25 protein-coding genes, 1 tRNA gene and 4 pseudogenes are annotated in these 26,286 nt (G+C 38.1%); 17 read left to right on the top strand and 13 right to left on the bottom strand.

What is annotated here, in order from left to right; all coding sequences use genetic code 11:
• Both groL and groES read right to left on the bottom strand, forming a co-directional pair.
• A pseudogene (gene groL / locus ACFIK6_RS02865) lies at positions 1–1,520 on the bottom strand (chaperonin GroEL); the annotation flags it as partial.
• Positions 1,521–1,578: 58 nt separating this feature from the next.
• On the bottom strand, positions 1,579–1,875 hold the full coding sequence (gene groES / locus ACFIK6_RS02860) for a co-chaperone GroES (RefSeq protein ID WP_005774667.1): 297 nt from the start codon (positions 1,873–1,875) through the stop codon (positions 1,579–1,581).
• Positions 1,876–2,101: 226 nt separating this feature from the next.
• Here groES and fumC point away from each other — a divergent pair, with 226 nt between their 5' ends.
• The 4 genes and pseudogenes from fumC (at position 2,102) to ACFIK6_RS02840 (ending at position 6,108) form a co-directional block, all read left to right on the top strand.
• Positions 2,102–3,490 carry a class II fumarate hydratase gene (fumC, locus tag ACFIK6_RS02855; RefSeq protein WP_273790909.1) on the top strand — a complete coding sequence of 463 codons (1,389 nt, stop codon included), beginning with the start codon at positions 2,102–2,104 and terminating at the stop codon, positions 3,488–3,490.
• 143 nt (positions 3,491–3,633) lie between these two features.
• On the top strand, positions 3,634–3,810 hold the full coding sequence (locus ACFIK6_RS02850; protein ID WP_375641698.1) for a hypothetical protein: 177 nt from the start codon (positions 3,634–3,636) through the stop codon (positions 3,808–3,810).
• Positions 3,811–4,315: 505 nt separating this feature from the next.
• Positions 4,316–4,547: pseudogene (locus ACFIK6_RS02845) on the top strand (lyase family protein); the annotation flags it as partial.
• 670 nt (positions 4,548–5,217) lie between these two features.
• Positions 5,218–6,108, top strand: coding sequence for an outer membrane protein (locus ACFIK6_RS02840; RefSeq protein WP_375677341.1), 891 nt, complete (start codon positions 5,218–5,220; stop codon positions 6,106–6,108).
• A gap of 950 nt (positions 6,109–7,058) precedes the next feature.
• On the opposite strand, the gene ACFIK6_RS02835 is transcribed toward ACFIK6_RS02840, so the two are convergent.
• From ACFIK6_RS02835 to ACFIK6_RS02815, 5 genes are all read right to left on the bottom strand, one after another.
• Positions 7,059–7,574 (bottom strand): RNA-guided endonuclease InsQ/TnpB family protein, encoded by a 516-nt coding sequence (locus tag ACFIK6_RS02835; RefSeq protein ID WP_375641696.1) that lies wholly within the window; start codon positions 7,572–7,574, stop codon positions 7,059–7,061.
• A 30-nt stretch (positions 7,575–7,604) separates the two neighbouring features.
• On the bottom strand, positions 7,605–7,907 hold the full coding sequence (locus ACFIK6_RS02830; protein WP_375677340.1) for a hypothetical protein: 303 nt from the start codon (positions 7,905–7,907) through the stop codon (positions 7,605–7,607).
• A gap of 3 nt (positions 7,908–7,910) precedes the next feature.
• On the bottom strand, positions 7,911–8,027 hold the full coding sequence (locus tag ACFIK6_RS02825; protein ID WP_375677376.1) for a hypothetical protein: 117 nt from the start codon (positions 8,025–8,027) through the stop codon (positions 7,911–7,913).
• Positions 8,028–8,159: 132 nt separating this feature from the next.
• Positions 8,160–8,708 carry an IS607 family transposase gene (locus ACFIK6_RS02820; protein ID WP_375677339.1) on the bottom strand — a complete coding sequence of 183 codons (549 nt, stop codon included), beginning with the start codon at positions 8,706–8,708 and terminating at the stop codon, positions 8,160–8,162.
• 509 nt (positions 8,709–9,217) lie between these two features.
• A tRNA-Leu gene (locus tag ACFIK6_RS02815) sits at positions 9,218–9,302 on the bottom strand.
• 222 nt (positions 9,303–9,524) lie between these two features.
• Here ACFIK6_RS02815 and ACFIK6_RS02810 point away from each other — a divergent pair.
• The 5 genes from ACFIK6_RS02810 (at position 9,525) to ACFIK6_RS02790 (ending at position 13,618) form a co-directional block, all read left to right on the top strand.
• Positions 9,525–10,130 carry a YqaA family protein gene (locus ACFIK6_RS02810; RefSeq protein ID WP_375677338.1) on the top strand — a complete coding sequence of 202 codons (606 nt, stop codon included), beginning with the start codon at positions 9,525–9,527 and terminating at the stop codon, positions 10,128–10,130.
• A gap of 12 nt (positions 10,131–10,142) precedes the next feature.
• Positions 10,143–10,715 carry a disulfide bond formation protein B gene (locus tag ACFIK6_RS02805; RefSeq protein WP_375677337.1) on the top strand — a complete coding sequence of 191 codons (573 nt, stop codon included), beginning with the start codon at positions 10,143–10,145 and terminating at the stop codon, positions 10,713–10,715.
• Positions 10,716–11,024: 309 nt separating this feature from the next.
• Positions 11,025–11,549, top strand: coding sequence for a type II toxin-antitoxin system PemK/MazF family toxin (locus ACFIK6_RS02800; protein WP_375641691.1), 525 nt, complete (start codon positions 11,025–11,027; stop codon positions 11,547–11,549).
• Between the two features lie 1,113 nt (positions 11,550–12,662).
• Entirely contained in the window at positions 12,663–12,797 is a 135-nt protein-coding gene (locus ACFIK6_RS02795) for a hypothetical protein (protein ID WP_375641690.1), read from the top strand.
• A 452-nt stretch (positions 12,798–13,249) separates the two neighbouring features.
• Positions 13,250–13,618: a hypothetical protein gene (locus ACFIK6_RS02790; RefSeq protein WP_375641689.1), complete on the top strand. Its 369-nt coding sequence runs from the start codon at positions 13,250–13,252 to the stop codon at positions 13,616–13,618.
• Positions 13,619–14,402: 784 nt separating this feature from the next.
• Here the strand turns inward: ACFIK6_RS02790 and ACFIK6_RS02785 are convergent.
• Positions 14,403–15,044, bottom strand: coding sequence for a hypothetical protein (locus ACFIK6_RS02785; protein ID WP_375677336.1), 642 nt, complete (start codon positions 15,042–15,044; stop codon positions 14,403–14,405).
• 1,070 nt (positions 15,045–16,114) lie between these two features.
• Here ACFIK6_RS02785 and ACFIK6_RS02780 point away from each other — a divergent pair.
• The 3 genes and pseudogenes from ACFIK6_RS02780 to dut (ACFIK6_RS02770) all read left to right on the top strand — a co-directional run bounded on the left by ACFIK6_RS02780 (position 16,115) and on the right by dut (ACFIK6_RS02770) (position 18,371).
• The gene (locus tag ACFIK6_RS02780; RefSeq protein ID WP_375641687.1) at positions 16,115–16,924 is read left to right on the top strand and encodes a VIT1/CCC1 transporter family protein; all 810 of its coding nucleotides are present in this window, start codon (positions 16,115–16,117) and stop codon (positions 16,922–16,924) included.
• Between the two features lie 258 nt (positions 16,925–17,182).
• Positions 17,183–17,713, top strand: a complete 531-nt coding sequence (gene dut, locus ACFIK6_RS02775) for a dUTP diphosphatase (protein ID WP_273790917.1) — start codon at positions 17,183–17,185, stop codon at positions 17,711–17,713.
• Between the two features lie 86 nt (positions 17,714–17,799).
• Positions 17,800–18,371 (top strand): annotated as a pseudogene (dut, locus tag ACFIK6_RS02770) (dUTP diphosphatase).
• Positions 18,372–19,222: 851 nt separating this feature from the next.
• Here the strand turns inward: dut (ACFIK6_RS02770) and ACFIK6_RS02765 are convergent.
• Positions 19,223–19,816, bottom strand: a complete 594-nt coding sequence (locus tag ACFIK6_RS02765) for a biopolymer transporter ExbD (RefSeq protein WP_375641686.1) — start codon at positions 19,814–19,816, stop codon at positions 19,223–19,225.
• Positions 19,813–20,715 (bottom strand): MotA/TolQ/ExbB proton channel family protein, encoded by a 903-nt coding sequence (locus ACFIK6_RS02760; protein WP_375641685.1) that lies wholly within the window; start codon positions 20,713–20,715, stop codon positions 19,813–19,815. The genes ACFIK6_RS02765 and ACFIK6_RS02760 overlap by 4 nt, the downstream gene beginning before the upstream one ends.
• Positions 20,716–21,707: 992 nt before the next feature.
• Between ACFIK6_RS02760 and ACFIK6_RS02755 the strand changes: the two genes are divergently transcribed.
• Complete coding sequence (locus tag ACFIK6_RS02755) at positions 21,708–22,034, top strand: YqjD family protein (RefSeq protein WP_375641684.1); 327 nt, start codon at positions 21,708–21,710, stop codon at positions 22,032–22,034.
• A gap of 3 nt (positions 22,035–22,037) precedes the next feature.
• Positions 22,038–22,481 carry a hypothetical protein gene (locus ACFIK6_RS02750; RefSeq protein WP_273790921.1) on the top strand — a complete coding sequence of 148 codons (444 nt, stop codon included), beginning with the start codon at positions 22,038–22,040 and terminating at the stop codon, positions 22,479–22,481.
• Between the two features lie 129 nt (positions 22,482–22,610).
• Here ACFIK6_RS02750 and ACFIK6_RS02745 read toward each other — a convergent pair whose 3' ends face one another.
• From ACFIK6_RS02745 to ACFIK6_RS02735, 3 genes are all read right to left on the bottom strand, one after another.
• Positions 22,611–22,787, bottom strand: a complete 177-nt coding sequence (locus tag ACFIK6_RS02745; RefSeq protein WP_375641682.1) for a hypothetical protein — start codon at positions 22,785–22,787, stop codon at positions 22,611–22,613.
• Between the two features lie 36 nt (positions 22,788–22,823).
• Complete coding sequence (locus tag ACFIK6_RS02740; protein ID WP_375641681.1) at positions 22,824–23,618, bottom strand: helix-turn-helix domain-containing protein; 795 nt, start codon at positions 23,616–23,618, stop codon at positions 22,824–22,826.
• Positions 23,619–24,153: 535 nt separating this feature from the next.
• Positions 24,154–24,897 carry a nuclease gene (locus ACFIK6_RS02735; RefSeq protein WP_375677335.1) on the bottom strand — a complete coding sequence of 248 codons (744 nt, stop codon included), beginning with the start codon at positions 24,895–24,897 and terminating at the stop codon, positions 24,154–24,156.
• 157 nt (positions 24,898–25,054) lie between these two features.
• Here ACFIK6_RS02735 and ACFIK6_RS02730 point away from each other — a divergent pair, with 157 nt between their 5' ends.
• The 3 genes and pseudogenes from ACFIK6_RS02730 to ACFIK6_RS02720 all read left to right on the top strand — a co-directional run.
• Positions 25,055–25,405 (top strand): TrbC/VirB2 family protein, encoded by a 351-nt coding sequence (locus ACFIK6_RS02730; RefSeq protein ID WP_273790923.1) that lies wholly within the window; start codon positions 25,055–25,057, stop codon positions 25,403–25,405.
• A gap of 18 nt (positions 25,406–25,423) precedes the next feature.
• Complete coding sequence (locus tag ACFIK6_RS02725) at positions 25,424–25,750, top strand: type IV secretion system protein VirB3 (protein ID WP_273790924.1); 327 nt, start codon at positions 25,424–25,426, stop codon at positions 25,748–25,750.
• Positions 25,747–26,286: pseudogene (locus tag ACFIK6_RS02720) on the top strand (transporter); the annotation flags it as partial. The gene ACFIK6_RS02725 and the pseudogene ACFIK6_RS02720, both read left to right, overlap by 4 nt.

Below are 26,286 nucleotides of genomic sequence, written 5' to 3'. Positions count from 1 at the left end.
ATTCTGAAGAGCAGAACGCAAAAACTTTCACAGGATCAACAATTCTTGAAAGCAATCAAATCACCAAATTCACCCGTGGCGGTATTGTAACCATAAGTGTCAGCATTGTTTTCCAGCACTTTGCCCACAATAATCGCGGCTTCTTCACCAGCATTGCTTGCAATCTGACGCGCAGGTGCTTGTAGAGCACGACGAACGATACTAATACCAGCTTCTTGGTCAGGATTACTTCCCTTAACGGTCAACGCATTTGCTGCACGCAACAATGCGGTACCACCACCAGCAACAATACCTTCTTCAACAGCAGCACGTGTTGCATTCAAAGCATCATCAACACGGTCTTTCTTTTCTTTCACTTCAACTTCTGTTGCACCACCCACACGGATAACAGCAACACCACCAGCGAGTTTAGCAAGTCTTTCTTGCAATTTTTCACGGTCATAGTCAGAAGTTGTTTCTTCGATCTGAGCCTTGATTTGATTGACGCGAGCAGTAATTTCGCTCTTTTGTCCAGCACCATCAATAATGGTGGTGTTTTCTTTAGAAATATTGACTTTCTTTGCACGTCCAAGCATATCCAAAGTGACATTTTCAAGTTTAATGCCCACATCTTCAGAAATAACCTGTCCAGATGTCAAGATTGCGATATCCTCTAACATTGCTTTACGACGATCACCAAATCCAGGTGCTTTTACAGCAGCAATTTTTAAACCACCACGCAACTTGTTGACCACGAGCGTTGCCAAAGCTTCACCTTCCACATCTTCAGCAATAATGAGAAGTGGTTTTCCAGACTGAACAACAGCTTCAAGAACAGGAAGAAGAGATTGCAAATTAGACAATTTCTTTTCATGAATGAGAATGTAAGGATCATCAAGATCAGCGACCATTTTCTCAGCATTTGTGACAAAATAAGGGGAAAGATACCCACGGTCAAATTGCATTCCTTCAACGACTTCTAATTCCGTTTCAGCGGTTTTAGCTTCTTCCACGGTAATGACGCCTTCATTGCCCACTTTTTCCATAGCATCAGCGATCATTTTACCGATTTCAGCAGCGCCATTAGCGGAAATGGTTCCCACCTGTGCAATTTCTGCTGAAGTTTGGATTTTTTTTGCTTTTTTGAAGAGGTTTGCCACAACTTCTTCAACAGCAGCATCAATCCCGCGTTTAAGATCCATTGGGTTCATGCCCGCAGCAACAGCTTTAACACCTTCTTGCACAATAGCTTGTCCTAAAACAGTTGCTGTTGTTGTTCCATCACCAGCGATATCATTGGTTTTAGAAGCAACCTCGCGCAACATTTGTGCACCCATATTTTCGAACTTATCTTCAAGTTCAATTTCCTTTGCAACGGATACACCATCTTTTGTGATGCGAGGCGCACCGAATGATTTATCAATCACCACATTACGACCTTTAGGGCCGAGTGTCACCTTAACAGCATTAGCAAGGATGTCGACACCGCGCAACAAACGCTCACGCGCTTCACGGCCAAATTTGACTTCTTTAGCAGCCATTTAATTTCTCCTTGGAGTTTTCTCAAAATAGTACACAATGAAAAATTAAGTGCTTCAATTAGCCCATAATTCCCATAATGTCAGATTCTTTCATGATGAGGAGGTCTTCCCCATTAATCTTGACTTCAGTCCCAGACCATTTTCCAAAGAGGATACGGTCTCCTGTTTTAACCTCTAAAGGCACACGCTTGCCGTTATCATCGAGAGCGCCATTGCCAACAGCAATTACTTCGCCTTCTTGGGGTTTTTCTTTTGCTGTATCAGGGATGATAATCCCACCAGCCGTTTTATTTTCAGATTCAACCCGACGGACAACGACACGGTCGTGAAGTGGGCGGAATTGTATATTAGCCATGTTTTAAATCCTTAAAACTGAACATAATTGCATTAATCTTAAAAGTTCTTGCTAGCACTCATAGCTTGAGAGTGCTAGTATGAGTTAGATATAAAATCGGCATCTCTCAATGTCAAGAATAGCCTAAAAATAATTTCTCTAAATGAAGCTTCAAAGTCTTGCCTCTTATTGCACTTTCGCGTTATCTATCTTTTTTAAGAACCCGTGAACAAAAAAGGATCTTATCATGGTTGAAACACGTCAGGAAACGGATAGCTTTGGAACAATTTCGGTACGTCAAGATCGTTATTGGGGCGCACAAACTGAACGTTCTCTGCATAATTTTAATATTGGCAGTGAAAAGCAGCCTCTTGCCATCATCTATGCCTTAGTTCTTGTCAAAAAAGCTGCAGCTGTTGTAAATATGGACAAAGGAAAACTACCAGAAAACATTGGAAAAGCAATTATTGCCGCCGCCGATGAAGTGCTTGCCGGCGATTTTGATACGCATTTTCCACTCTCCGTTTGGCAAACAGGTTCTGGCACACAAAGCAATATGAATGTCAATGAAGTCATTGCTAATCGTGCGAGTAAGATTTTAGGAGGGAAACTTGGAAGCAAAAAACCAGTTCATCCCAATGACCATGTCAATATGAGTCAATCATCGAACGATTCCTTTCCCACAGCGCTTCACATTGCCACCACGTTGCAAACACGCCAACACTTACTACCAATCCTTGAAGCTCTTATTGCTACATTAAAACAAAAAGAGCAAGAATTTGCAGACATCATTAAAATCGGCCGCACCCATACCCAAGATGCAACGCCTTTAACCTTAGGGCAAGAATTTTCAGGCTATCGTGCCGCATTAGAAGCCAATCTTCAGCGCATTGAAAATGCTCTAACCGATGTCCACATGCTTGCTCAAGGTGGCACGGCTGTTGGCACAGGGCTGAATGCACCCAAAGGTTTTGACATTGCTTTTGCGCAAACAGTAAGCGCTCTCACAGGCATAACGTTCCAAACTGCCAGCAATAAATTTGAAGCACTCGCCCATCATGGCGCCCTTGCGCATTTCCACGGGAGCTTGAATGCTCTTGCTGCTGATCTGTTTAAAATTGCCAATGACATTCGGTTTTTAGGCTCTGGTCCACGTTCCGGTTTAGGGGAACTCAGTCTTCCCGAAAATGAACCCGGATCTTCTATTATGCCCGGCAAAGTCAACCCCACACAATGTGAAGCCTTAACCATGGTCGCATGCCAAGTCTTTGGCAATCATACCAGCGTAACCTTTGCCGCAAGCCAAGGACATTTTGAACTCAACGTTTATAAACCTGTTATTGGCTATAACGTTTTACAATCAATTACCCTTCTTGGTGATTGCATGCGTTCCTTTGATATGCATTGCATTCAAGGATTACGGGCCAATCGCGTTCATATTCACTCGCTCATGGAGCGCTCACTCATGTTAGTCACAGCTCTTGCACCGGAAATTGGCTATGAAAAAGCTGCTGAAATTGCCAAAGCAGCGCATAAAAATGATACAACTTTGCGCACCGAAGCATTAAAAGCAGGCGTTTTTGTAGAGGATTATGACCGATTAGTTGATCCCAAAAAGATGATTGCTCCCCAATAAAACCAATAAACAACCCACTAAAAAAGATGCAAATATCTTAAAACCAATCTGTCTGTCAAAAGAATCGGGGTGCAAACACCCCGATGATGACCGATAACAATTACCCACAGCGTTCATTTTAGGCTCTGGTCCGCATTTATGCTATGGATGGTTTTGTTTCTTACGTTGTACTTAAAAGACACAACGGCTTTGGAAAGGAATGGGGCTTTGGAAAGGAATGGGGCTTTGGAAAGGAGTGGATAGTCATGGCTCAACACCCAATGGCTATACTGGCAGAAAGTGATTTAAATGGATATGATCTTAAGGTGTTTTCATTCTAGCTTCACGTCTTGATTTTGAAAATCAATTAGCTATCAACCAAACAGAATGAGCTCAAAAAAATCAGTATTAATAGACATAATTTCAATCGAAGTATAAAGATTAATGAATTCATAGTAGTTACGCTTTACAATGTTATCATTATTGATACATTCTGTAGGTAGCTCTTGTCTCAATGAGATGATGTATTGATTTATAATGATCATCTAGCGTTATCCATATTGAATGAGAATTCTGAATACCGTAAGATTTCCTCCTTTTAAATCTGTCCCATGTTGCATCAATCAAAATCACTGACTTGCACATTATAAGCGGAATGAATGTGTGGATAGAAATTGTAGAAGGTGTAGAAGATAAGGACTAAAAACGCATCTAATGAAATCGCCTCAAGTGCCATGAACTGTCACAACATTGTGGAGAGAGCTGTCTCAACACCCCACGAGCTAGCAAAAATAATGGTACCGACTTGCTCTTTTATGAAGCGTGAATACAGGGGTGCTCAATAGAGGAACAGCTGCTGGAAAAAAACTCAATGCACCGAAAGGTTTTGGCCTTTGCTGAAACAATCAGCTCTCTGACAGAGATATCCTTGACAGCTCGCAAGAAATTTGAGGCATTTGCCTATCATGGCGCCCTCACCCATTTCCACAAAAACCTGAGTGTACGCACTAATCTCTTTAAAGTTAATCTCTTAAAAATTGCCAACGACATTCATTTTTTAGGCTCTTATCCACGTTCCGACTTTAAGCGAACGGAAAGGAGAGTTTATCGTTTTACATGGTATATGAGAAAGCCCATGAAACATTAGATTCTCACACTTTGTTCCTTCTTATTCTTCGTATTTTATTCAATCAATCAAAACTATTCGCCAAACAAAACTATTAGCTTGGATTGTCATACGAAAAAGTGGCATATAGATACAAAAGAAATAAAGTCGCTCATCCTCTCAAGTACTCAAAAGGCTATCGCAATACAAAGCTACACAATATCAGAAACAAGCAAAGAATATGATAAAAAATATGATGGTGCCAATATGCATTTTACCACTAATTGAATATTAAGCACAACAATATCTGTCATAACGGATAATATCTTTAATACTAAATAACAAAGGGTGATTTTAATCTATAAAATAATAGTTTCTTAAATAAATCAAAGGCTTATTTACCATACTTTTTTCCAAAACTATAAAGAACACGCAGGGAACATTGAAAGAGTTTACAAAAAAACCTTAAAAATTAATACCTATGCGGAATAATAACACGAAACCAGGTTTTGAAAACGCTTTAATATGGGTAATTATAGATTTTTTGAGTATTTTAATTTTCATAATGATATTAAATATAGATTTCTTTAACCAATTTATATATAATACACTTTGTATCCGAAATAAATTGGGGACGTTTTTTATGAAAACAAAATGTTTAATTGCACTATCTATTTTCACTTTCATTACCACTTCAACAGCGCAAGCAGCAGATACGGTAATCTTTGAGCAATCAAAACCGAAAGTTTCATTGCAAAATGATTCATCATCACATATCTCACCGGTTACTGTTTCTGCGCCTTTTTCTTGGTCTGGTTTTTATTTTGGGGGACAAATTGGATATTTTTCCAGTAAAAATACTCTAAATTACGCACAAGACGCCAGGGATGGAAAATGGGCTTGGGTTGATAGAGATTTATCACCGAAACCGTCAGGATTGAGAGCAGGTTTTTATGCAGGTTCTAATATTGATCTGGGAGATGACCTTGTTTTCGGTTTTGATACGGACATAGTCTGGTCTGGGAAAAAAAGCACCCAAACAGACAATGGAAAGAAAATTCTATATGAATTAGACTCTATTAACATTGCCTTTAAAGAAGCTGGGATTCCTATCAAAAAACCTGTAGCTCAGGATGAAACGATACCCAACTATGGTGACATTGTTATCAGCAGTGTAACATTGAAAGAAACATGGTCTGGTGCTGCGCGCGCGCGTATTGGTTTTGCTTCCCATCGTCTTATGCCTTATATTGCAGGGGGTGTAGCCTATACACAAATGCAATATATCATGTCACTTTTATTAAAATCGCAAGAAGGTCCGACAATTTTTGCTTCTGGCAACGTGTTAGATGAGACAAAAACAATGTTTGGTTACACTATTGGTGGTGGTTTTGATCTTGCAATGACAGATAATATCATCATGCGTACAGAATATCGTTATTCAGATTTTTTTAAAAAGAAATTTGCAAACGATAACCTTAAAATTTCTTCTCAAACGCATGATGTTCGCTTTGGTATCGCTTATAAATTCTAAGTTTTGTAGAAAAATTAAACGATTAAAAAACCCTGTTAAAAACGGGGTTTTTTAATGCCCCTTTACCCTTAAAAAGACGCAGATTCTAAAAACCAGTACTAAACTAAATAGTCACAAAACAATCCTGCCTCTCTCTCTTTTAAAGCAAGCGCCTATCCTCTCACCCTTTCATGTAATGCATTTGGAATATAAAAGCTTTACCACCACACCACTGGGCACCATCGTAAAATAAATGAGCTCCGTTATGTAAGAGATATTTCTTTAAAAGAAATATGGATATTGTGCATCAATTGCAATTTTATAGGCTGAAGCTGACTTGTCCTCTCCACTCTCGAAGGATAAAGCTTCCAAAAACCATTTTTAAACACCCATTTTTAAACACCATATCCGTTTGTAAAAACACAAAAACTCTGGGAGACTCTTGGGACAGACTCTTGGGACAGTCTCCTCTGGGCGCTTCCTCATGGAATGCTTTTAAACCTAAAACAAGACAAACACACTTAAAGAATATCCAACCCACACTGAAAAATACTGTAACGTTTCAAAAAAGTATGCCCTATATGATCACACTTCAAATAATGACGTTTTACGACATAAAAAGAATAACGCAACAACAGCACAAAATAGCAGATTATTTCATATGTTAATTTTTATTCCCCCTCTCAAGAGCAAAAATATCTGCCTCCATTAATCCATAAACAGTTCAGTTTTTTCTAAACAGTAACGACCCTAGTCACTTCTCGCGCTTTACTTCATAAGATAACGAATCCACTCTTCGATATTTTATTCAATCCGTTCTATCAAACGTATGTAAATATAATCATTTCTGATTAAATATACTGTTGATTTTCTGCTTCTTCGAGGCGGTTTTCACCAAAGTCACAGGACATTGGCCAGAGCCTTCCTCTCCACAGGCTGACACGGTGGAACTCACCGCCAAGTTTTTTAAATTAATTCGCGGCATTAATGTCTCGATCATGGTGTATACCGCAATGAGAACATCTCCACTCACGTATGTTAAGAGGTAATTGTTCAATCTTACATCCGCAATGATGACAAATCTTACTGCTCGCATACCAACGATCTGCAATAACAATCTGTCGACCATAGCGTGCCGCCTTATATTCCAATTGACGGCAAAATTCGAAAAAACTTTGATCTGCAAGGGCACGCGATAAATGCCGATTTTTCAGAAAACCTTTTACATAAAGATCTTCGAGACAAAATGTACCAAAACGCTGAATTAAATCTGTTGTAACCTTATGCAAATGATCTGTTCTAATATTGCTTATCCGTGCATGAAGCTTAGCGAGTTTTTGTTTCTCCTTATAACGATTGCTCGAGCCTTTTTGCTTACGGCTTAGCCTTCGTGATAAGCGCCGTAAACGATTGAGAAAAGCCTTATAAGGTTTAACGCCTCCTATGGTTTCTCCTATCGAAAGCGTTGCAAGTGCATTGATGCCCAAATCAAGACCAACAATAGCTTGGTTCTCGCTTCATGACTCTTGATTATTGGTTTCAACGCTAAGACTTACAAACCACCTATCCGCTTTACGGCTAATGGTTACTGACAAGATCTTTCCTTGAAATCGCAATTGTTCTCGCAGACGAACCCAACCAAGTTTGAGAATTCTTATCTTGGAACCTTGCAACTGTATTTGATCATTGGTCAAAGTAAAACGATCGTGCACTCCTTTCTTTCTAAAAGTGGGATATCGGCTTCTTCCTGAAAAGAAATTCTTAAAAACCATACCCAATTGAATAATTGCCATTTGTGGAGCATTTTTAGTGACTTCCATGATCTATGGAAATTGTTCTCGTTTTAGAGAATTGAATTGTCTACGGAGCGCATAGTCATTAGGCTTTGGTAAATTATTATCTTTCTTCCATGCTTCATATTTCTGCTGCCATTCCTTCAGTGCAAAATTATAAGCAAAACGCGCGCAACCACTGGCTCACGCCCATGTAGCTTCGTTGTTTATTGTTTAAGTCTAGAGCTATTTTGTGAGCAACAATCATTGCGATGCCTCTACAGCTTGACGAACATTCTCTCATAACCTTTGATTTTTCCCCGAACGATTTCCATAAAGACGAGCACTGAAGACAATAATAATTTCTAAAACATCTTTGGCTAAATCCTCTTCAAAACTGCTTTCTTCCGCCTGATTGAGAATGACAACCTCAACTTGTTTGGCTTCACAAATGGCGAAGACCAATTCCGCACCAAAGCGCAATAAACGATCTTTATGCGTAATCACCAAACAACCTATTTCATTTTTAATGAGAGCATCCAATAAACGTTTAAGACCTTTTTTACGATAATTCATCCCCGCCCCTAAATCAGAGATGAGTTCATAAGCCCAACCTTGGCTTGCGCAATAAAGCTCGAGAACCTGTTTTTGTCGCTCTAAATTGTCTTTTTGATCATGGCTTGATACACGCACATAAGCAATGGTTTTTCTTTGTGACAGTTCTCTCGAATGAAAAAGATCAGATCTAAGCCTAGATAGGTCATAACGGCGGTGTCCTCCTGCCGTATACTCAGAAATAATTTTTCCTTCACCTTCCCAACGGCGCAAAGTGCTAATCGAAACACCCAAAACCCAAAACTTGAGCGGCCTTACCTATCCCAACAAATCTATCCATAATGCATATGATTACAAAGATATAAATAGATTACAAGTAAGATGTCAAAGCCCATTTTGCGACAGCACCCACAAGAATATAAAAATCTATAAAGCACCATCTTTACGCTTCATAAAAGTGCAAGATAAAAGTGCAAGCTAGCACCAACCATCATACACTTTACCCCCAATGATGCCCTTGAAACGGTTCATTAAGTGGCATTTTTATTCATTTTCTGTAAAATTTCATGCCACAATAGCGTATCTAGCTTGTAATGTACAAGCGACATGATTTTGGTTAATTTACTATAAACAGGCTTAAAATAAGCAGACTTAAAATGAGAGAATCCTACGGTATTCGAGGTTTTTCATTTAACATGCAAAACCATTCAATATGCAAAACATTGAACACTGTTTATAAATCCCCCATATTTTATAAAACAACGTGAGACACAATAAAAAGATAAAGGAAAACATTTATGAAGTGGTGCGGGTGGTCGGACTCGAACCGACACTCCTCTCGGAACCAGATTTTGAGTCTGGCGCGTCTACCAGTTCCACCACACCCGCACAGTACTATAAAAGACAAGGCTATAAAAGATAGACTTGTCGAGTATTCTTTTGCACTATATGAAGAAGCACAGATTCGTCAACAGAAGACTTCTCATTTTTTAAGAATTCATATCATTTTCTTATCTATTTTATGGAATATTTTCTTTATTGGATTTCTCTACCGGATTTATAGCCATCTCATTTGTAAAGTCTTTACCTCTTAAATTTATAAAAAGCCTCATGATATTAAACAAATTAAAGCTTTGGACGATTTCTTTAGCAAATCGGCGTACAGCACCACATTGGCTTGGTTTCATTGCCTTTATTGAAAGTTCTGTTTTTCCAATTCCCATAGATGTTTTATATATTCCGATGCTGCTTATCCATCAAAAAAGGGTTTATCGCTATGCTTTGATTGCGACGATCTGTTCTGTATTAGGAGGCATTACTGGTTGGTTTATCGGACATTTTGCCTATGATACCCTTGCCAAACCAATTTTAGAACTTTATGGCAAGGTTGAAAGTTTTGAATCTCTGAAAAATAGTGCAACCCTGCAATTTCTAATCATTTTACTGATAACATCAGGTTTTTTTCATCTTCCCCCCATCAAGATTGTCACAATTTTGGCCGGTGTAATGAGTGTGCGTCTTGAACTTTTCATTCTTATTTGTATTTTTTCTAGAGGCGCTCGTTTTTATCTTCTCGCGTGGCTGATTAAACATTTTGGACAAAAAGCAATGAATTTTCTAGTACAGCATTTCAAATGGATTATTCTCATTGGTTGTGTTAGCCTCCTTTTAATTTATGGGATTTTCATAGCTTTTTTAAACAAAAAGCTTTTATAAGGAACAGACTTAATGGCATGCGTTTTGTCTTCTCACCCACTTTTACACAAGCACCTTTATCTTGAACCCAGCAGAAAAGAGCAAAGTTTATGGGCTTTTTTTCTTGCTTTTTGCTTGTCCGCTACAATAGGTCTTGCTCTTGGTTTTGAACATTTTGGAGGGTATCTTCCTTGCGATTTATGTCTCATAGAGCGCTTTCCCTATTATGGTGCTATACCCTTTTTGCTTTTAGCAGGTTTTGGAGCATGTTTTTTTCGCATGACTGCTTGGATACAACTTTTATTTTTATGTGTTTTTATCTTAATGTGCATCAGCCTTGTTTTAGCTGTTTATCATGCGGGTGTTGAATATGGCTTTTGGGCTGCTCCCCTCAGTTGTGGTTTAAGCGCAGTCAGAAAAACCTCAGACATTAACCAGCTTCTTAACCAATTAAACAACATTCATCCCCCTTCTTGTTCTGAAGCATCCGCACGCTTTCTTTTTCTTTCATTTGCCGGTTGGAATGTTATCTCAAGCCTATTTTATATGCTTATCAGTTTTTATGTTGCCTCAAAAGGGCTCCTTTCAAGCAATAAAAAACTCTAACCATAAAATAGAAACGAAACCGCGTCCACTCGTTCTCTCCAATCGCTTCCCCCTAACCAACGCCCCTCCAATCACCACCCCAAAACCACCCACCGGACAAACCAACCCACCAACACCAACTAGTCACCAACAACTCACCTATCACCAACATCCCTCCTCTCACGTTGTACTCAAAAGACAAAAATAAGCAGATATATCCATTTTATAGTTTCACCTCTCTGTACTTATGAACAACATTTTGATAAAAACTCGTGATAGAAAAGCCGTAAAATAATAAGTGAGGGGACCGATAAATATAAATGGTCTGCTATGGCTGAAGATAAGAACACTGCGCCTTCTACCCTATCACCTATTTCCTTAGATATAACCAAACTTGAAGAACCATGTGTTATGATGGAACATGATCATAATGCATGGCGCGAGCATATAAAAGAAAGAGATTTAAATGCTCCTTACCAAAAACCACCTCATATAAAACCACGAATCAAATCGGCACCACGCATCAGGCAAGTTTTTTGGTGCGATTTTCCTCATGATTCGATACTCCCTGAATTTTGGAAAAAGCGGCCTGTTTTAGTGCTTTCTAAGAATGCAAAATTATATGGAAATGTGACAGTTTTACCTTTTTCAACGAAATCACAACCCAATAATCCCGCTGCGTATCCAATACAATCTCCCATAGAGAATAAAAAAGCATGGATTATCTGCAATTATGTCACAACAGTTTCTGTAAGTCGTTTAAGTTGCTCACGTACCGTTCCAAGATTATCCAGCGAAGATTTTCATAAAGTTGTAGCTCTGATGCTCAAACATTTACCGCATTTACACCATTGACTTTTGAGAAAAATAAGCGTATATATACCATCATACACGGCATCAGTAATGGTGGCCGCTTCCCCGAAAGGGGAGATAGGAACGAAGGAGTGGGCAACCGCTCCTTTCGTCATTTTCGGTATCTTTTTTGAGAACTTTTTAGCCATTTTTTGCAACCTTCCCTAGAACATATCCAACATTCATTCTCCACCGTTGGAGTCAACATTCATTCTCCACCGTTGGAGTTTTGAAATATCTGCGATTTTGGGTAAGCAGAAGACAATATCCGTACTGTTGATCCGGTAAAGTTTCCCATGGAGATTACCGAGATGTTGTACATACTTATCATTTCATTGCACAAAAAATCGTGCTGCCGTTTCTTAAACTTTATATGATTTACCGCAATGGGAATATCTTTACAAGATTAAAAAAAGCTTCGCTTTATATGACCACAGCTCAAACAATCGTATTTTACGAGATAACAAGGAAAATTCTCTAATAAACCAGAAATCAACACCCAACCGATTTCTATCTCTTCACCAATAACAATTGTTTATTACCCTAACCACATTATTTCACCAGTCACACGACTTAACATAGCTTTTGCAGATAGACTTTTCTTCCTCTTCTCCGAAAAACGATCTATGTTATTTTGGGATTTACTGCTGAATTTCTTATGCTTGCACTTTGAATGCCTTTTTTCTTACCATATAAAAGGTAGATAAAAAAATAATTCCGTTTATCAGTTTTATTTTAAAACACACCTATTTTTACAGGATGCGTTCTCCCCTCTATCAGCCCTATCGCATTCAATACACTTGTCGTTTCTAAACATGAACAACCAAACATCACAATGGAGTAATAGATATCCATCACTTTCATTGGCACTTGCTTTGACAAGAGATAAACAAGAGTATTGATCATCACACACGGAGCAAAAATCTACAGCAACTACGCCATAGACTTTCGCCACGCACGGGGCATGATTAGAGCATATTTATGACATCCTTTTTGTTGCGCCACAGAACGGGGTTTGCTAACTAGTTTTACTATTGTGCAAATTTTTCAAGAGAAATCTTCACTCGCTCATAAATGACAAGATTTCTTTATGGAGAGAGCCTATGGCGTCCAGTTTTGACCTTTTCCATAACAACAATAAGTTCAAATTTTAACCAACACGATAATACACCTACTCTAAACGATTTACGCACCACCTCATCAGCAACAGGCTGCTCCAATATCGGTGTATTTATCGGTGCACTTACTTGAGAATTTTTTGCACTTCCACGCACCGTAAAAAAAGAGAGGTAAGTTACGAAAACTACAGGGTAAATTTTACTTCCCCAAAATGTCTATTTTCCCCCATCTGAACAGTCATTGGAACACTATAAAAATTATTTTCATTGAAAAACAACTACTTATAATCTATGGAGAAAAGTAAAAATCTCCCCCAGAAAAAGAGATTATCTTCGATAATTAACAAAAAAATTACAGCTTATAATTTAAGTTAAAAACCAAAATTGAAAAGTTGACAGAATCAATCACCTATGGAAATTATCTAACTATAATACGAAACGTGTAATTAGACACTTTGTATTAACAATACATTAGACACATAATGAAATTGCGCATCACGGGGTACCACGATGCTTTTTTGTTTTGTTTAGAGAGTATAATGAAAAAACTTTTTTGATTAAATCTTTTAAATTGGGATCATTATAATGAAAATATTTCAAAAAATCGCGTTATATATTGTTACAATAGCCTTTTTCTTTTCACAGGTTTTGGAAGCTAATGCTTATTATTTGAATAGTCATTCTCAAGGTTCTAGTTTTGCTTCTACAGTGTCAAAAGAAAATAAAGCTGTTAAAGCTATTGATATGATTATGGATTATATTTCAACACAAAGCACTGAACAAGGTGTTAAAAAAGGTATTATAAAGGTAGGAATTTTTATGGGACTTGCACCAGCAGTTTGGGGTCTTATTGCGTATTTTTCATATTTGTTTTCTAAAAAGCCGACCCCCTCTCGTACACCGAGTGAGAAAGCATTCCATGCTTTTGTGGACAGTGCGTGGATGTTCATTTAAACAACATTTCGCTTAAATGCTATTTAAACAGTGAGTTTATTTAATACTTAATAACATAAACTGTAATTCAGATTACAGTTTATGTTTTTTTATATTCAATTAATACTGTTAATTTTTCCCACTCTACATGATAAATAAAATTTGATCAGCTATATTCATAACAATGCAATGCGATAAATTGAACACTGTTTGATATGATAATATCTCTCTCATTTATGCACTCCTACCCTTAAACCTGCCCCTGCAATTACAGCACAAAAGATAATTCGTTACATGCTAAAAAATCCACCTAAATGCAAAAGCTGTAACAACGCTCAACTTCGACTATTTGAATAACAGCAATCATTCAAACTTTAACCAACACGATAATACGCCTATTCTAAACGATTTATGTACCACCTCATCCGCAACACATTGCCAAATATCCGCACATTTCCCCGAAAAATTTTCACACTTTTACGCATAGTAAAAAAAAGATTAACTTTAATCATGTTGCACTCCTTAAATTGATAACGGATTTTAAAAATGCCCAAAAAAATCAAACAAAAATAGAGAGGTAAGTTACGAAAACTACAGGGTAAATTTTACTGCCCAACAACGTCTATTTTCCCCCGTCTGAACAGCCATTGAAACACGACAAAAATTATTTTTATTGAAAAACAATTACTTATAATCTAGGGAAGAAAAGTAAAAATCTCCCCCAGAAAAAGAGATTATCTTCAAAATTATCAAAAAAAGCAGCATAATTTTAGTGATCTTTTTATAATTTTATCGTTTGATAAAATTAATTGGCAGGTGTCTTAGGCGCCCCTCCGGTAGGTTCCCAATTCGCAACAGCCGCTAATTCTTCAATGAGCTTCTCTCTTGGTAAATTATGATCATCCACCAACTTGTACTGAACGGCATTTTCACTAAGCCACTTTATAAGCGTTCCTTTAACAGTTTTACCACCCTCAGCCTCACTCACCGCTTCCCATGCCGCAACAATAGCCGCAAGCTTTGGAGCGTACCGTGGATGCGTTGGATCTTGAAACGCATATTTTTGATCCTTAGTCTCAGCAGCATCATCCTCAGGGAAAAAAAAGGAAGGGCGCAGGCCACGCAATAAAAGCCATTCTTTTAAATCTTCAACGAGAACATATGAGGAATCTGCATCTATAAAATCCAAAAAATTATAGTACGACCATTCTATCTTTAATCGATTGCTTTTTCCTGCTTGAACGATAGCATGATAGGCTGCACGGAAATGAGCAGTTTTCTCTGATGATACGCGACGGTTACTTTCGTAAATATCACCTTTTTCTGGTTCTAATTTGTTGACAAACAAATATTTTCCTGGATTTAATCCAACTACTAAAAGCGCTGCCTGCAGTATTGTGAGTTTTTCAGAAAGTTGCCATAATTTCAAACCATCACTATTTTCCATAGAGTTCCTCTTTTTTCTGCACAACTTAATTCTTTTTTAAAAACATTAAAAACGTTTGTTAACGCGTAGAGATTACGCACCTCTCACATTTCAACTCATCCCATACTTTAAATAAAAACACAGCACCCACACCCCTCCTTGTGATCCACAAGAAAATGATTTGAATTGTTTCAATATAAGAAGTTTTGAAGTGAGAGAATCCTACTGAATTTTGGGCTTTCATGCAAGATATCAGGCAAGTTACAAGGCAATAAATACCCCTTCATAAAGGGTAAATTTTTATGCGTAATCTCAAACAATTTGATATGATGATATCTCTTCTCATTTATGCACTCCCACCCTTAAACCTGCCCCTGCAATTACAGCACAAAAGATAATTCGTTACACGCTAACAAATCTACCTAAATGCAAAAGCTGTAACAACGCTAAATGCGCGTAAATATCATAAGAATACTGTCTTACACCTCCACAAGTGGGATCAAGTGGCGTAAAACTGTACAATAAAATGCCATGCCTATAATGAACCGTGCTAAAGACTGTCACAACACTGAGAGCTAAGGTGTATGATGATGCCGGCTTGCTCTCTTATGAAGCGTAAAGATTAAGAAGACTCAATGGAGTTTGTATTATTTCATGGAAATTTTGTCGCTCTACCCTTCTATACTCTTCACGGGGGCCCCCTCGCGAAATGGGCTTTTGTCCCTTGAAAAAGGTCTCCTTTAAAGAATCATTTCAAATTCCAAGAGCTGTTATTAGTCTTTTGAACGCATAAAATGAATGATGGTGCTAGCTTATTCCTTTCCCTACATTCTCGAGCATCAATACATTGAAATACTTCATTGGAACGTCCCTTTAGCAAAATAAAGCATATTGTCTCTTAAATTTTTTCACGCAATTATTTCTTTCATGTAACCATTCTTCTTGTTAAATCTCCTTTGCTTTCTTGACTTCCCAGCACCTTTTTTCTCAGTGCAACCTTTTTGCAATTTGTCAGTTTTTAACTTTTAGATTGACTTTTGATTTATTTTTCTTATGTTTTAGAATTATTCTAAAGTGCAAAGGAACAGAAAATGTTGAAATTGTTTTTTTCATTTGTACAACGTAAAGCTCTGTCCTTTCGTTCAGCACAAAACGTGATGCTTAAAGCGCTCAAATTAAAAGAGCAACATGCGGCGCTCTATTTAAAATATGCAAAAGCTCTAGAACCTTATTCCTCTAAGGAAGCCGCGGTTTTTACCGCCATGGGGCTTCAAGAGCTTAAAAATTATAAGCAACTTTTGTGTCTTTCTTGCCATAATCGTGCAAACACTATCGGTTCATTATGTGACAAAACTTCTCTTGTGAAAAGCAAGAGCAGCCATTCATCCCAAAAAACAACAGCGGCAAACCACTCCATAAAAAAACCTTCGAAAACACAAAGACAAACACTTTTGACTTGGATTCAACCGGGTCTTGCAGGGTTAATGGATGGCTCTGTCTCTACCCTTGCCCCCATTTTTGCAGCAGCTTTTGCCACGGGAGACACGCACCAAACTTTTTTGATAGGGCTCTCAGCTTCAATTGGTGCCGGACTTTCAATGGGTTTCACAGAAGCAGCCCACGATGACGGCAAATTATCAGGGCGTGGTTCGCCGTTAAAAAGAGGTCTTGCCAGCGGCATTATGACAACATTAGGAGGATTAGGCCATACTCTTCCCTATTTGATCAACTCTTTTTATGTAGCAACAATTATTGCTTTTATTATTGTTTTTTTCGAACTAGGCGCCATCGTCTGGATCCAAAACAAATTCATGTCAACTCCCTTTTGGCGCGCTTCTTTACAGGTCATCATTGGTGGTGCTCTGGTTTTTGCCACGGGTATTCTTATCGGTAGTATCTAAAAATCTTATCTGTAAACATAATTTAGATCTCAAATAAGCGCATGCCCCTAGGCATAAGCCATCATTGATGATGCCATTATTGAAAAATGCCATTGATGATGTTAAATGGTGTTGTGGAATATTTTAAGTCAGCAAGAGATGATAACCAAGCTCTGGGGACAACCTGTATCCACACACCTTTATCGACTTGGTTTTATGGATATCTTTTGTTAAAGTGTCATTTTCTTCTAGACCTCATATTTTGGAAATGCCTTGATCATGTCGCACACTGAAACAAACAGCCCTCTAAACAATCATCCTGTCTCTTCTCAATCTTCACATGCCCGGACTTTATTTGTTCAGCGTCTTGCACACGGAGAAGGTTTAGAACTTCCTTGCTACGCGACAGCAGGTTCTGCGGGTCTTGATCTACGGGCAGCAATTGGAGAAGAAGAAACGCTTGTTCTTGCCCCTGGGCAGCGGGCACTTATTCCAACAGGTCTCATTTTTCATTTATCTCTTGGGTTTGAAGCACAAATACGTCCACGCTCTGGCTTAGCCTTAAAACATGGCATCACATGCCTCAACACTCCAGGAACGATTGATAGTGACTACCGTGGTGAAGTCAAAGTCCTTCTTATCAATTTGGGTCAAGAAGACTTTTCCATCCAACGGGGAATGCGCATTGCCCAAACAGTCATCGCCCCTGTATCTCAAGTCAACGTTTGCGCCATTGAACCAGAGCAAAATACCCAAAGTCATAACGAGAGCCGTGGAACAGGAGGTTTTGGTTCAACGGGGCACACTTAAGAAGCTCTGAAAAAATCGCTACCCTTAAAATATAACACTCGCTTATTCTAACCACTCTATCACTTAACGCCCCTTGCGCTTTTAAAGTGCAGGAGGAATGCACACTTGCTTTCAAAGCTCTTTCACTAAACGCCCCTCTAAATAATCATCCTTACTCTTCTCCTGTCTCTTCTCAATCTTCACATGCCCAGACTTTATTTGTTCAGCGTCTTGCACACGGAGAAGGTTTAGAACTTCCTTGCTACGCGACAGCTGGTTCTGCGGGTCTTGGATTTACAAGCAACAATTGGCAAAGAAGAAACGCTCACCGCTGCCCCTAGGCAGCAGGCACTTATTCCAACAGGTCTCTTTTTTCATTTATCTCTTGGGTTTGAAGCACGCATCCATCCACGCTCTGGCTTAGCCTTAAAACACGGGCATCACATGCCTCAACACTCCAGGAACGATTGATAGTGACTATCCGTAAGTGAAGTTAAAGTCCTTCTTATCAATTTAGGACAAGAAGACTTTTCCATTTAAACAGGGAATGCGCATTGCCCAAACAGTCATCGCCCCCGTATCCCAAGTCAATGTTTGCGCCATTGAACCAGAGCAAAATACCCAAAGCCATAACGAGAGCCGTGGAACAGGAGGTTTTGGTTCAACGGGTCATACTTAAAAAGCTCTGAAAAATCGCTACCCTCAAATATAACACTCGCTTATTCTAACCACTCTATCACTTAACGCCCCTTGCGCTTTTAAAGTGCAGGAGGAATGCACACTTGCTTTCAAAGCTCTTTCACTAAACACCCCTCTAAATAATCATCTCTCAATTACGTTTCTTGCGCTATACAAAACTTCATTATCACCCGATACCCCTCTCCCATAACAAAAACATTGGCATTAACCATTGAAAGCTCACACACCGCTTGTAATATCGACAATCTGTATATCTTATTGATGTATAATAATAATTAATTGTCTTGCAACTTAAATGAGAGATCTCAATACTGTAAGATTGTTTCATTGCAAATCTATTTATATTAAATCAATCAAAAGCATGTCTCTCACGTTCAAAATGTGGCTAGCATGTAGATAAAAACTGGAAAAATGCCTATAATGAATAGCACTGTCACAACATTGGGAAAAAGTATAAATACGATAATGGTGCTCGCTTGCTCTTTTGTTAAGCGTAAAGATAGTGAAGTTCAATAGATTTTTTATTATTTTACGAGGGCTTTACTGTCATACCATTTATGGAGAGTGTGTACTCTTCTGAACACCGTCGCAAAAAGGGCTTTAAGATACCCTAAGACACACAACAATCACCCTTGCTGTTTTTCTTGATCGCACCTCTTGAGGCAAGATTAGTAGAGCTTAATCCTACAAAACCGATTTAATAGATCAATCCCCTGCGTAATATCAAACCCATGCGTATTTGGTTTAATAAACCCACGAGAAAACTCTCATCAATTTCACTCTACGACTTAAGTAATATACTGTGCTTCCTGCAACAAAGGCTGTTTTTTATCACTGGTCAGAGGCATCAGCTGGAATATTAGCGTTTACCGCAGTGCCCGTTGTTACGGCATCCACATGCCCCACAACGTTACCACCCGCGCTACCAGCCACTCCATTGACAGCAGCATCCGCTACCCCTGTTGTTTTATTATTGAGCTCACCTCTTGAGGAAAGAGTGGTAGCGTTTTGCAATCCTACAAGACCGATTTTATTATATCCAGCCATGCGTATTTGATTTAATAAATCGATGACAGTACCATAATCAATTTCGCTATCCGCTTTGATTAAAATTTTTGTCTCTAAATTTTGCGTAGTTTCTTTTAATAAAGCGTCTCTCAAAGCTGCTTGTTCTACAAGATGATCACCAATGTAAAGAGAACGATCTTTTTGCAACGTAACATAAAGGGGTTCATCAGACTGAACCACTGAAGGTGCTTGAGTTATCGAAGGAAGCTGAACGGGAATGACAGATGTTGCTAAAGGTGCAGCAACCATAAAAACAATAAGCAACACCAATACAACATCGATAAAAGGAGTCACATTGATTTCACTTTGCAACCCACTCTCATCTGTATCCCAATCATTATTAAGGCTTGCGTTCATTTTTTACGACTTTTCTGTTGTCTTTGTCTATCAAGTTCACGGCTCAAGAGCCTTTCAAGAGCCGCAGCGATATCGCCTAAATCATTACGATAGCCACTCAAAGCACGCATAAGGCTATTATACATAACAACGGCAGGAATAGCTACAAAAAGCCCCATAGCCGTTGCGAATAAGGCTTCAGCAATCCCAGGCGCCACCACATCAAGTCGCGTTGTCTGAGACTGAGCAATCCCAATAAAAGAGTTCATAATTCCCCAAACAGTTGCAAAAAGACCAACAAAAGGAGCAATTGCACCAATGGTTGCAAGAACAGCGCTTCCACATGCAACACGGCGTGTAGCAGCCAACAAGCAGCGTGACAAAAGCGAATGAACCCTTTCTTTTAAACCTTCATGAACATCGCGAGCCTTAGCATCGCGAACATCGCGGGAAACATCTTCATATTGATTGCTCTCCTCATAAAAGAGAATATCTTCAATCGTTTGTGCACTTTCCCCTGCACTGGTTTTTTCACCAGAGCTTTCGTTTATCCCTTCAGGAGCAGAAAAATGAACCTGTTGTGCAGAAAGATAAACCTCTTTCAGAACTTCTTTGAGAAAAAACACTCCAGCCCCTTTACTTTCTTTCAAGCTAGCTGCCAAACGCGTAAGAGTCTGAGCATTAAGAACCAATTGAAGTTCATGACGTACTCTTCGTTTTGCTAAAGTGATCTCAATAATTTTTACAAAAGCAATTGTCCAAGACATAAGAGAGGCAAGTAACAAAATAATGATAACAGCTTTTACCACCCAATCAGCAGCCATAAACATAGAAAAAGGAGAAAAATCATGCGCTGTCACTACAGCAGACATATTATCTAAAGGGACTGTTTTATCTAAAGGGACTGTTTCAGATTCCATTTTTATCTCACATTCTTCTAGTCTTATCTTTTTTATGAGCTGGATCGTCACCCCGCATAGCATCACTGTTCCACAATGCCACTACCCTTTTAACGTCACTTTCGCATTTCTCTTAAGAAAGAAAACTTGATAAATCAAGTATAGTTTTATCCCACAAGCTCTCTCTTATTCTAAAGAAATCACTCAGGAAATTTTTCTCTAACAATTCAACAAGTTTATCTTACCCAATCAATTTATTGCATAAATTAGGCAAAATGATAAACTTACAAGAAATATCGCATATAATATTTTAATTTATAAGAATAATTTATCATCGTTCCTGTTGAATAAATCCCTTATATCGCAAAGCTTCTTTCATTTCAGCTGCTCTTTTAAATCCAACAAAATAATTTCTTTCATGGAATAAGCAGCAAAAATATCATAAAATTCTTAGAGAAAAGGATATGCACTTCTCTAACAACCAGTGCACTAAAATACCTTCTATCCGAAAATAAAAATATACTTTACATTTTTAGCATCTTAAACTGACCAAAAGTATAAAGTATAATGGGAGAGCGCGTGTTGCCCCCAAATACATAGAGAACAAAGAACAGCAATATTATTTTCTTTTTCTTCTGCAAAAGCATAAAAATGACATTACTTCTGCCGCAAAATCACAATAACCATGTTTTTTATCTGTCACAAGCCTAAAAAATAAGCCTCAACACTCTTTAAAAAAACTTTTATAAAAAAACTGCGCCATGAGAAACTGAAGAATGGTGCTAAATTCCTGCAAAAGCATAAGACAATTTTCAACCGATGTGATCCTTTACGAACAGAGCATATTGTATAGGCGAGATTTATTTTATCAAAAACAATTTTAAATTCGACAAAATGAAAGGAACCAAAAAAAACTTTTGGCGTTACTCAAGCAGTGAAAATTTTCACTCCAATGCAAATGATCACTATGAACACACCAATACAAATATAATGAATCAAGAGGGAAAAATATCATGGCCCATAATAAAACAACACAGCACGATAAAACAGCCGTAGAAAAAGACCTACAAGGACAATTAGAAAAGTTACGCACTGAAGTTTCAGGGATTACCTCAACTCTGACAGACCTTGGTGCAAACAAATTTAACGCCGCCAAAGACAAAGCGGAAAAACTATATCACTCAGCAAAAGAAAGTGGTGAAGACATGATGTCTCAAGCAAAAGAAAAAATCAGTGATCTTGAACAAACCATGAATCAATGCGTTCGCAAAAATCCTGGCAAAAGCGTTTTGTTTGCCGCAGGGGTTGGTTTTATTCTTTCTCAATTACTGCGTCGTTAAGCAATGCATAAGTTTATCGCTCCTCTTTTAAACAATCTTGTCGGTGGAGGGCTTAAAAGCACAGTCAAGCAAGTACGCCTTCAAGCAATTTGCTATGGGTTTATTGGCATTTCATTCTTCATGTCTTTGCTTTTTTTATGTATCATCGGTTTTATTGCGTTATGTTCCGTTATGAAGCCTCTTGCCGCTGCTAGTATCATGTTTTTAATTTGTCTTTCTCTTGCGGGATTAGGTCTTATTATCAGTCGGGTTTTCAAGGCTTATCAACGCTATGACCAACAAAAAAAGACAGAAGAACAACGCCATAAACTAATGACAGATGCGACCGTTTCCAGCCTTGCTGCTCTCAGTCAACATCTCCCTTTTGCCAAATTGGGTGTTCCCATTCTCGGACTTGCAACTTATTTTCTGTGGAAAAAAGATAAAAAAGACCGCTTTTCAGAGTAAAATATGTAAAGCTGTCACTCTAAATCCCCCTCTCAATGTGCTTTCTTTTATAACAAAAGAAAGCACATTTTTTCCTCATAGTCTCTTTAGCTTCTTCAAAAGCCTGAAAAGAAATCCCCTTCATTTTGGTTAAAAATTCCATAGAACCGCTACAATCTCTTTCAGATTGCACAACCCATGTTTCATAAACATAGCAACATGAGGCAATGCTTGCATTAAAAGTTCTGGTTTGATTTGAAGCCATTTATTGTTTTTTAAAGATAAGGATAGTTCGTTTTTGCCTTTCCCTATATTTTCATAAGCCATTTTTTCATGACCAAAGGTCACATCATCGATTTGAATTTATTCAGAGTTATCTGAACACTCGTTTTTGTTACAATGACTATTATAGTTAGGGGTTGTATGTTCTTTGTGTATCTTGCCAGCAAGATACGTGTATCTTGTTTTTGATGTTTTTTGCTTTAAAAATCTTTCTAAAATCCACTCAAAAAGACCTATTGCTTTACGCAATTTTTCCACCGAAGCTTTCGCCGGTCGTCCAATAATATGAATGATTTTTTGCATTCTAGAAAAAAGCAATAATGTAAATGGTGTAGATTCAATTGCTGCGTAAGAAGCTTTAATTTGCCGCACCAAGCCCTGAAAACAATGCAAAGCATCCTTTTGTTTGTTCTGAAACTCTAGGACTTCATCAACTTTTTGGGTAAGTTCATGGTATCGAGCAACAAGCATACGTAAATCAATACCGCAAGCTGTTATAATTCCATGACTACGGCTTCGAACTGAATAGCGTTTAAAGTTACCAGAATCCCGCATGACAACAAAACCACAATCATAAAGACTTGAAAGCAATATACTAACGCGTGATTCACTACGGCAAATTTCACTACCAAGACAGTAATTACTTTTAAAAACGATAGGAACTCCACCTTTTTCAAATGAAGATGTCGAAGCTGTATTCAATAAAGCCAAGAGAAGTTTACCTTCTGTCTCTTTAATCAAACCGGCTCTCTCTAATTTTCTAGCCAATCCAATCAATTGACCACGGCTTACAGAACCAATCTCAGCAGTTTCTGCTAATTTTCTAAATTCTATATGATGTGCATTTATCTTTCTTCCAGATGTTTTTTTAACCATAATTTTTAAAACCTCTCTATTGGAGGCAAAAAAATGTTAAAAATACCCTTTTTCCACAAAATTTCTCTTGCAGAATGCATCTCGATAAATTAAATTAGGAATTAGTTTGTTAATTTAATCTACCGTATAGTAAGTACGGGTATTTTTAGAAACCCTTCTGTTAACGCAGTTGGGTTTTTATTTTTTTGCCATTATATTTCCCTCTATTTGAAACGACTCATAGCTCGAAAAAAGCGTGTCAAGGTCAAAGCTATATTAAAAAAAATTCAATATGCTAAAGATTTCAAACAACTGTTTTTTGTGGCAATACAACTTATCACAACAGTAAAGCGAAATGACGTATAGGAAACGAAACGCGCTCTCCTATTGCACTGACCAACAGCAAACTTTAAACACAACAATTTTCCATGAAGAGAGTTGTCCACCAAGCCCTATGTGGCTTGTGGTTAACTTTTCCCTGATAAAGCCCGCAGTAGAATATTATCTTGATTTTTAAATAGTGCTTGAGAGGACGCTTTATCAATAATGGTCAATATTAATTATGGTCAATGGGATTATAGCTCCCGTGATCTCTTCGCCAATCTTCTGGTCGTTGAAATTTGCTCGACCACAAGCCATTTTGTGCTTTTTGAGCAGCCGATTGTAGGGTTTTATAGTCTGCTGGTGAGGGAAAGTGATGCTGATCTTTTGTCAACACCATCAACCCTTCAGCAAGCCCCAAACGTGCCAGATCAACCCCATCCACAAAACATTGTGCATAATGAACCTGTTGAATGACACGTGCTTGCCGACAAGTAACCTTTTTATCGATTGTTTTTGAAACAAGCCAAGCAGTAACAAAAGCACCGCATGGCCACTTAACGCCATTGCGTGAAGCAAATTGCCTCATTTCACAGCTTTCCACACCATATAAGCGGATATCACGGACAATCTTTTTTCTCCACCCATCATCCACAAGCGTGATCATTTTAAAGGTCACACCACTTGTGACCTGTATAGCACCGGAATAAACCGGCACATTTTCTTCATAAAATTGTGATGCGAGTGGTTCTGAATGCAATACCACATTTTGTTGGTTTGCGTCTTGTTGGTTTGCATAATCTATCAATTGTGACTTTGGATTTTGAACGGAATTTTCTATTGTTTTTTCTGATCCTTTTAAAGGAGAAGTTTGAGTAAGTTGTTCATTATTTTTACTTAAATAAAAGTATCCAAAAATAATAATACAAATTAAGACAATATATTTAGGCGCTGCTCTAAGCTGTTTTAAAAGTATCATTTTGAATATTACTATATTTTTTGTTTAATAATTAAGAAAAGATTAAATAGTATTAATTTATCGATAGAAAAAATTATTTTTTTCATTTATATGATTCCCGAATAATATTTTGAATATTAATTTTTAAACAACTTAAACATAAAGCGGGGAAATTTTCATGAAAAACATGAATAATTCGTTCAGTTGTGAACATACCTTACAAAAAACTATTCTATCTAACACCCAAAAGAAATGGTTAACAGCAGCATTGATGCTGTTTATTGCCTTCATGGCACTGAGTGAACCAGCATTTGCAGATGGCGGCTTCGGAAAAATTGAAACTGCTCTTGATAAAATCATTGAAGCTTTAACAGGAAAAATTGCAACATCAATTGCAACCATTGCGGTTGCTGGTATTGGGCTTGCCTGGATTGCTGGTTATGTTGAAATGCGTAAAGCATTTTTTGTTTGTGTTGGCATCGGCATTGTTATGGGTGCATCGCAAATTGTATCAATGTTTTCCCATTAAACGTTGCCTTTCAAAGCCATGAAAGAGCACGACAAGCTAACAGAAGATACGTTATTTCTTGCTTGCACGCGCCCTGCAATGATCGCAGGCGTGACGGTGGAAGCTATGGGATTAAATGGGATAGGAACGATGATATTGTTCATTATGGCAGGCAATATTTTTCTTCTAACCTTTGGTGTGATGCTGCATTTCATATTCAAGGAAATCCTAAAGCATGACCATAACAAATTTCGTATTCTTCTGACATGGCAAAAGACATCTATTTTTGCCAGAAATTCGAGTCTATGGGGTGGGGGAAGTATTTCTCCATTACGATTAATTCGTAATTATGAGGAATTACAATGAATAGAACAGAGCGCAAACGTGAAAAGCAGCCAGAAGCGATCATTCCTTATGTGCGCCATGTCAATAAACACATCATTGCGCTGGATTCACGCGCTCTCATGTCCGTTATTAAACTTGAAGGGATTAACTTTGAGACAGCGGATATTATTGATCTGAACGTTCTTCACGAACAGCTCAATAATCTGTTTAAAAACATCGCGGATGAACGGATAGCGCTTTATAGCCATATTATCAGAAAGCGTGAAACCGTTTATCCGGATGGGACTTTTAGATCGGCATTTGCCAAGCAATTAGATGATAAATATCGTGAACGGATGATTTCACAGGAGCTTTATCGCAATGATCTTTATCTTTCTATTTTGTGGAATCCACACGTTGATCAAACGGATAAATTAGTGGAGTTTTTCAAACGTTTAGGCAAAGCCAAGCAAGAAAAGACAGAAGTTGACGCAGAGTCCATTCGCAAGCTTGAAGATATTACGACAGATCTTATTCAAAATTTAGAGCGTTATGGTGCAAAAAGACTGAGCCTTTAT

Source organism: Bartonella sp. AS69XJJH (assembly GCF_042195585.1).
Taxonomy (GTDB): domain Bacteria; phylum Pseudomonadota; class Alphaproteobacteria; order Rhizobiales; family Rhizobiaceae; genus Bartonella.
Note: the sequence above shows the minus strand (reverse complement) of the source record. Positions and strands in the feature narration are given on the sequence as shown.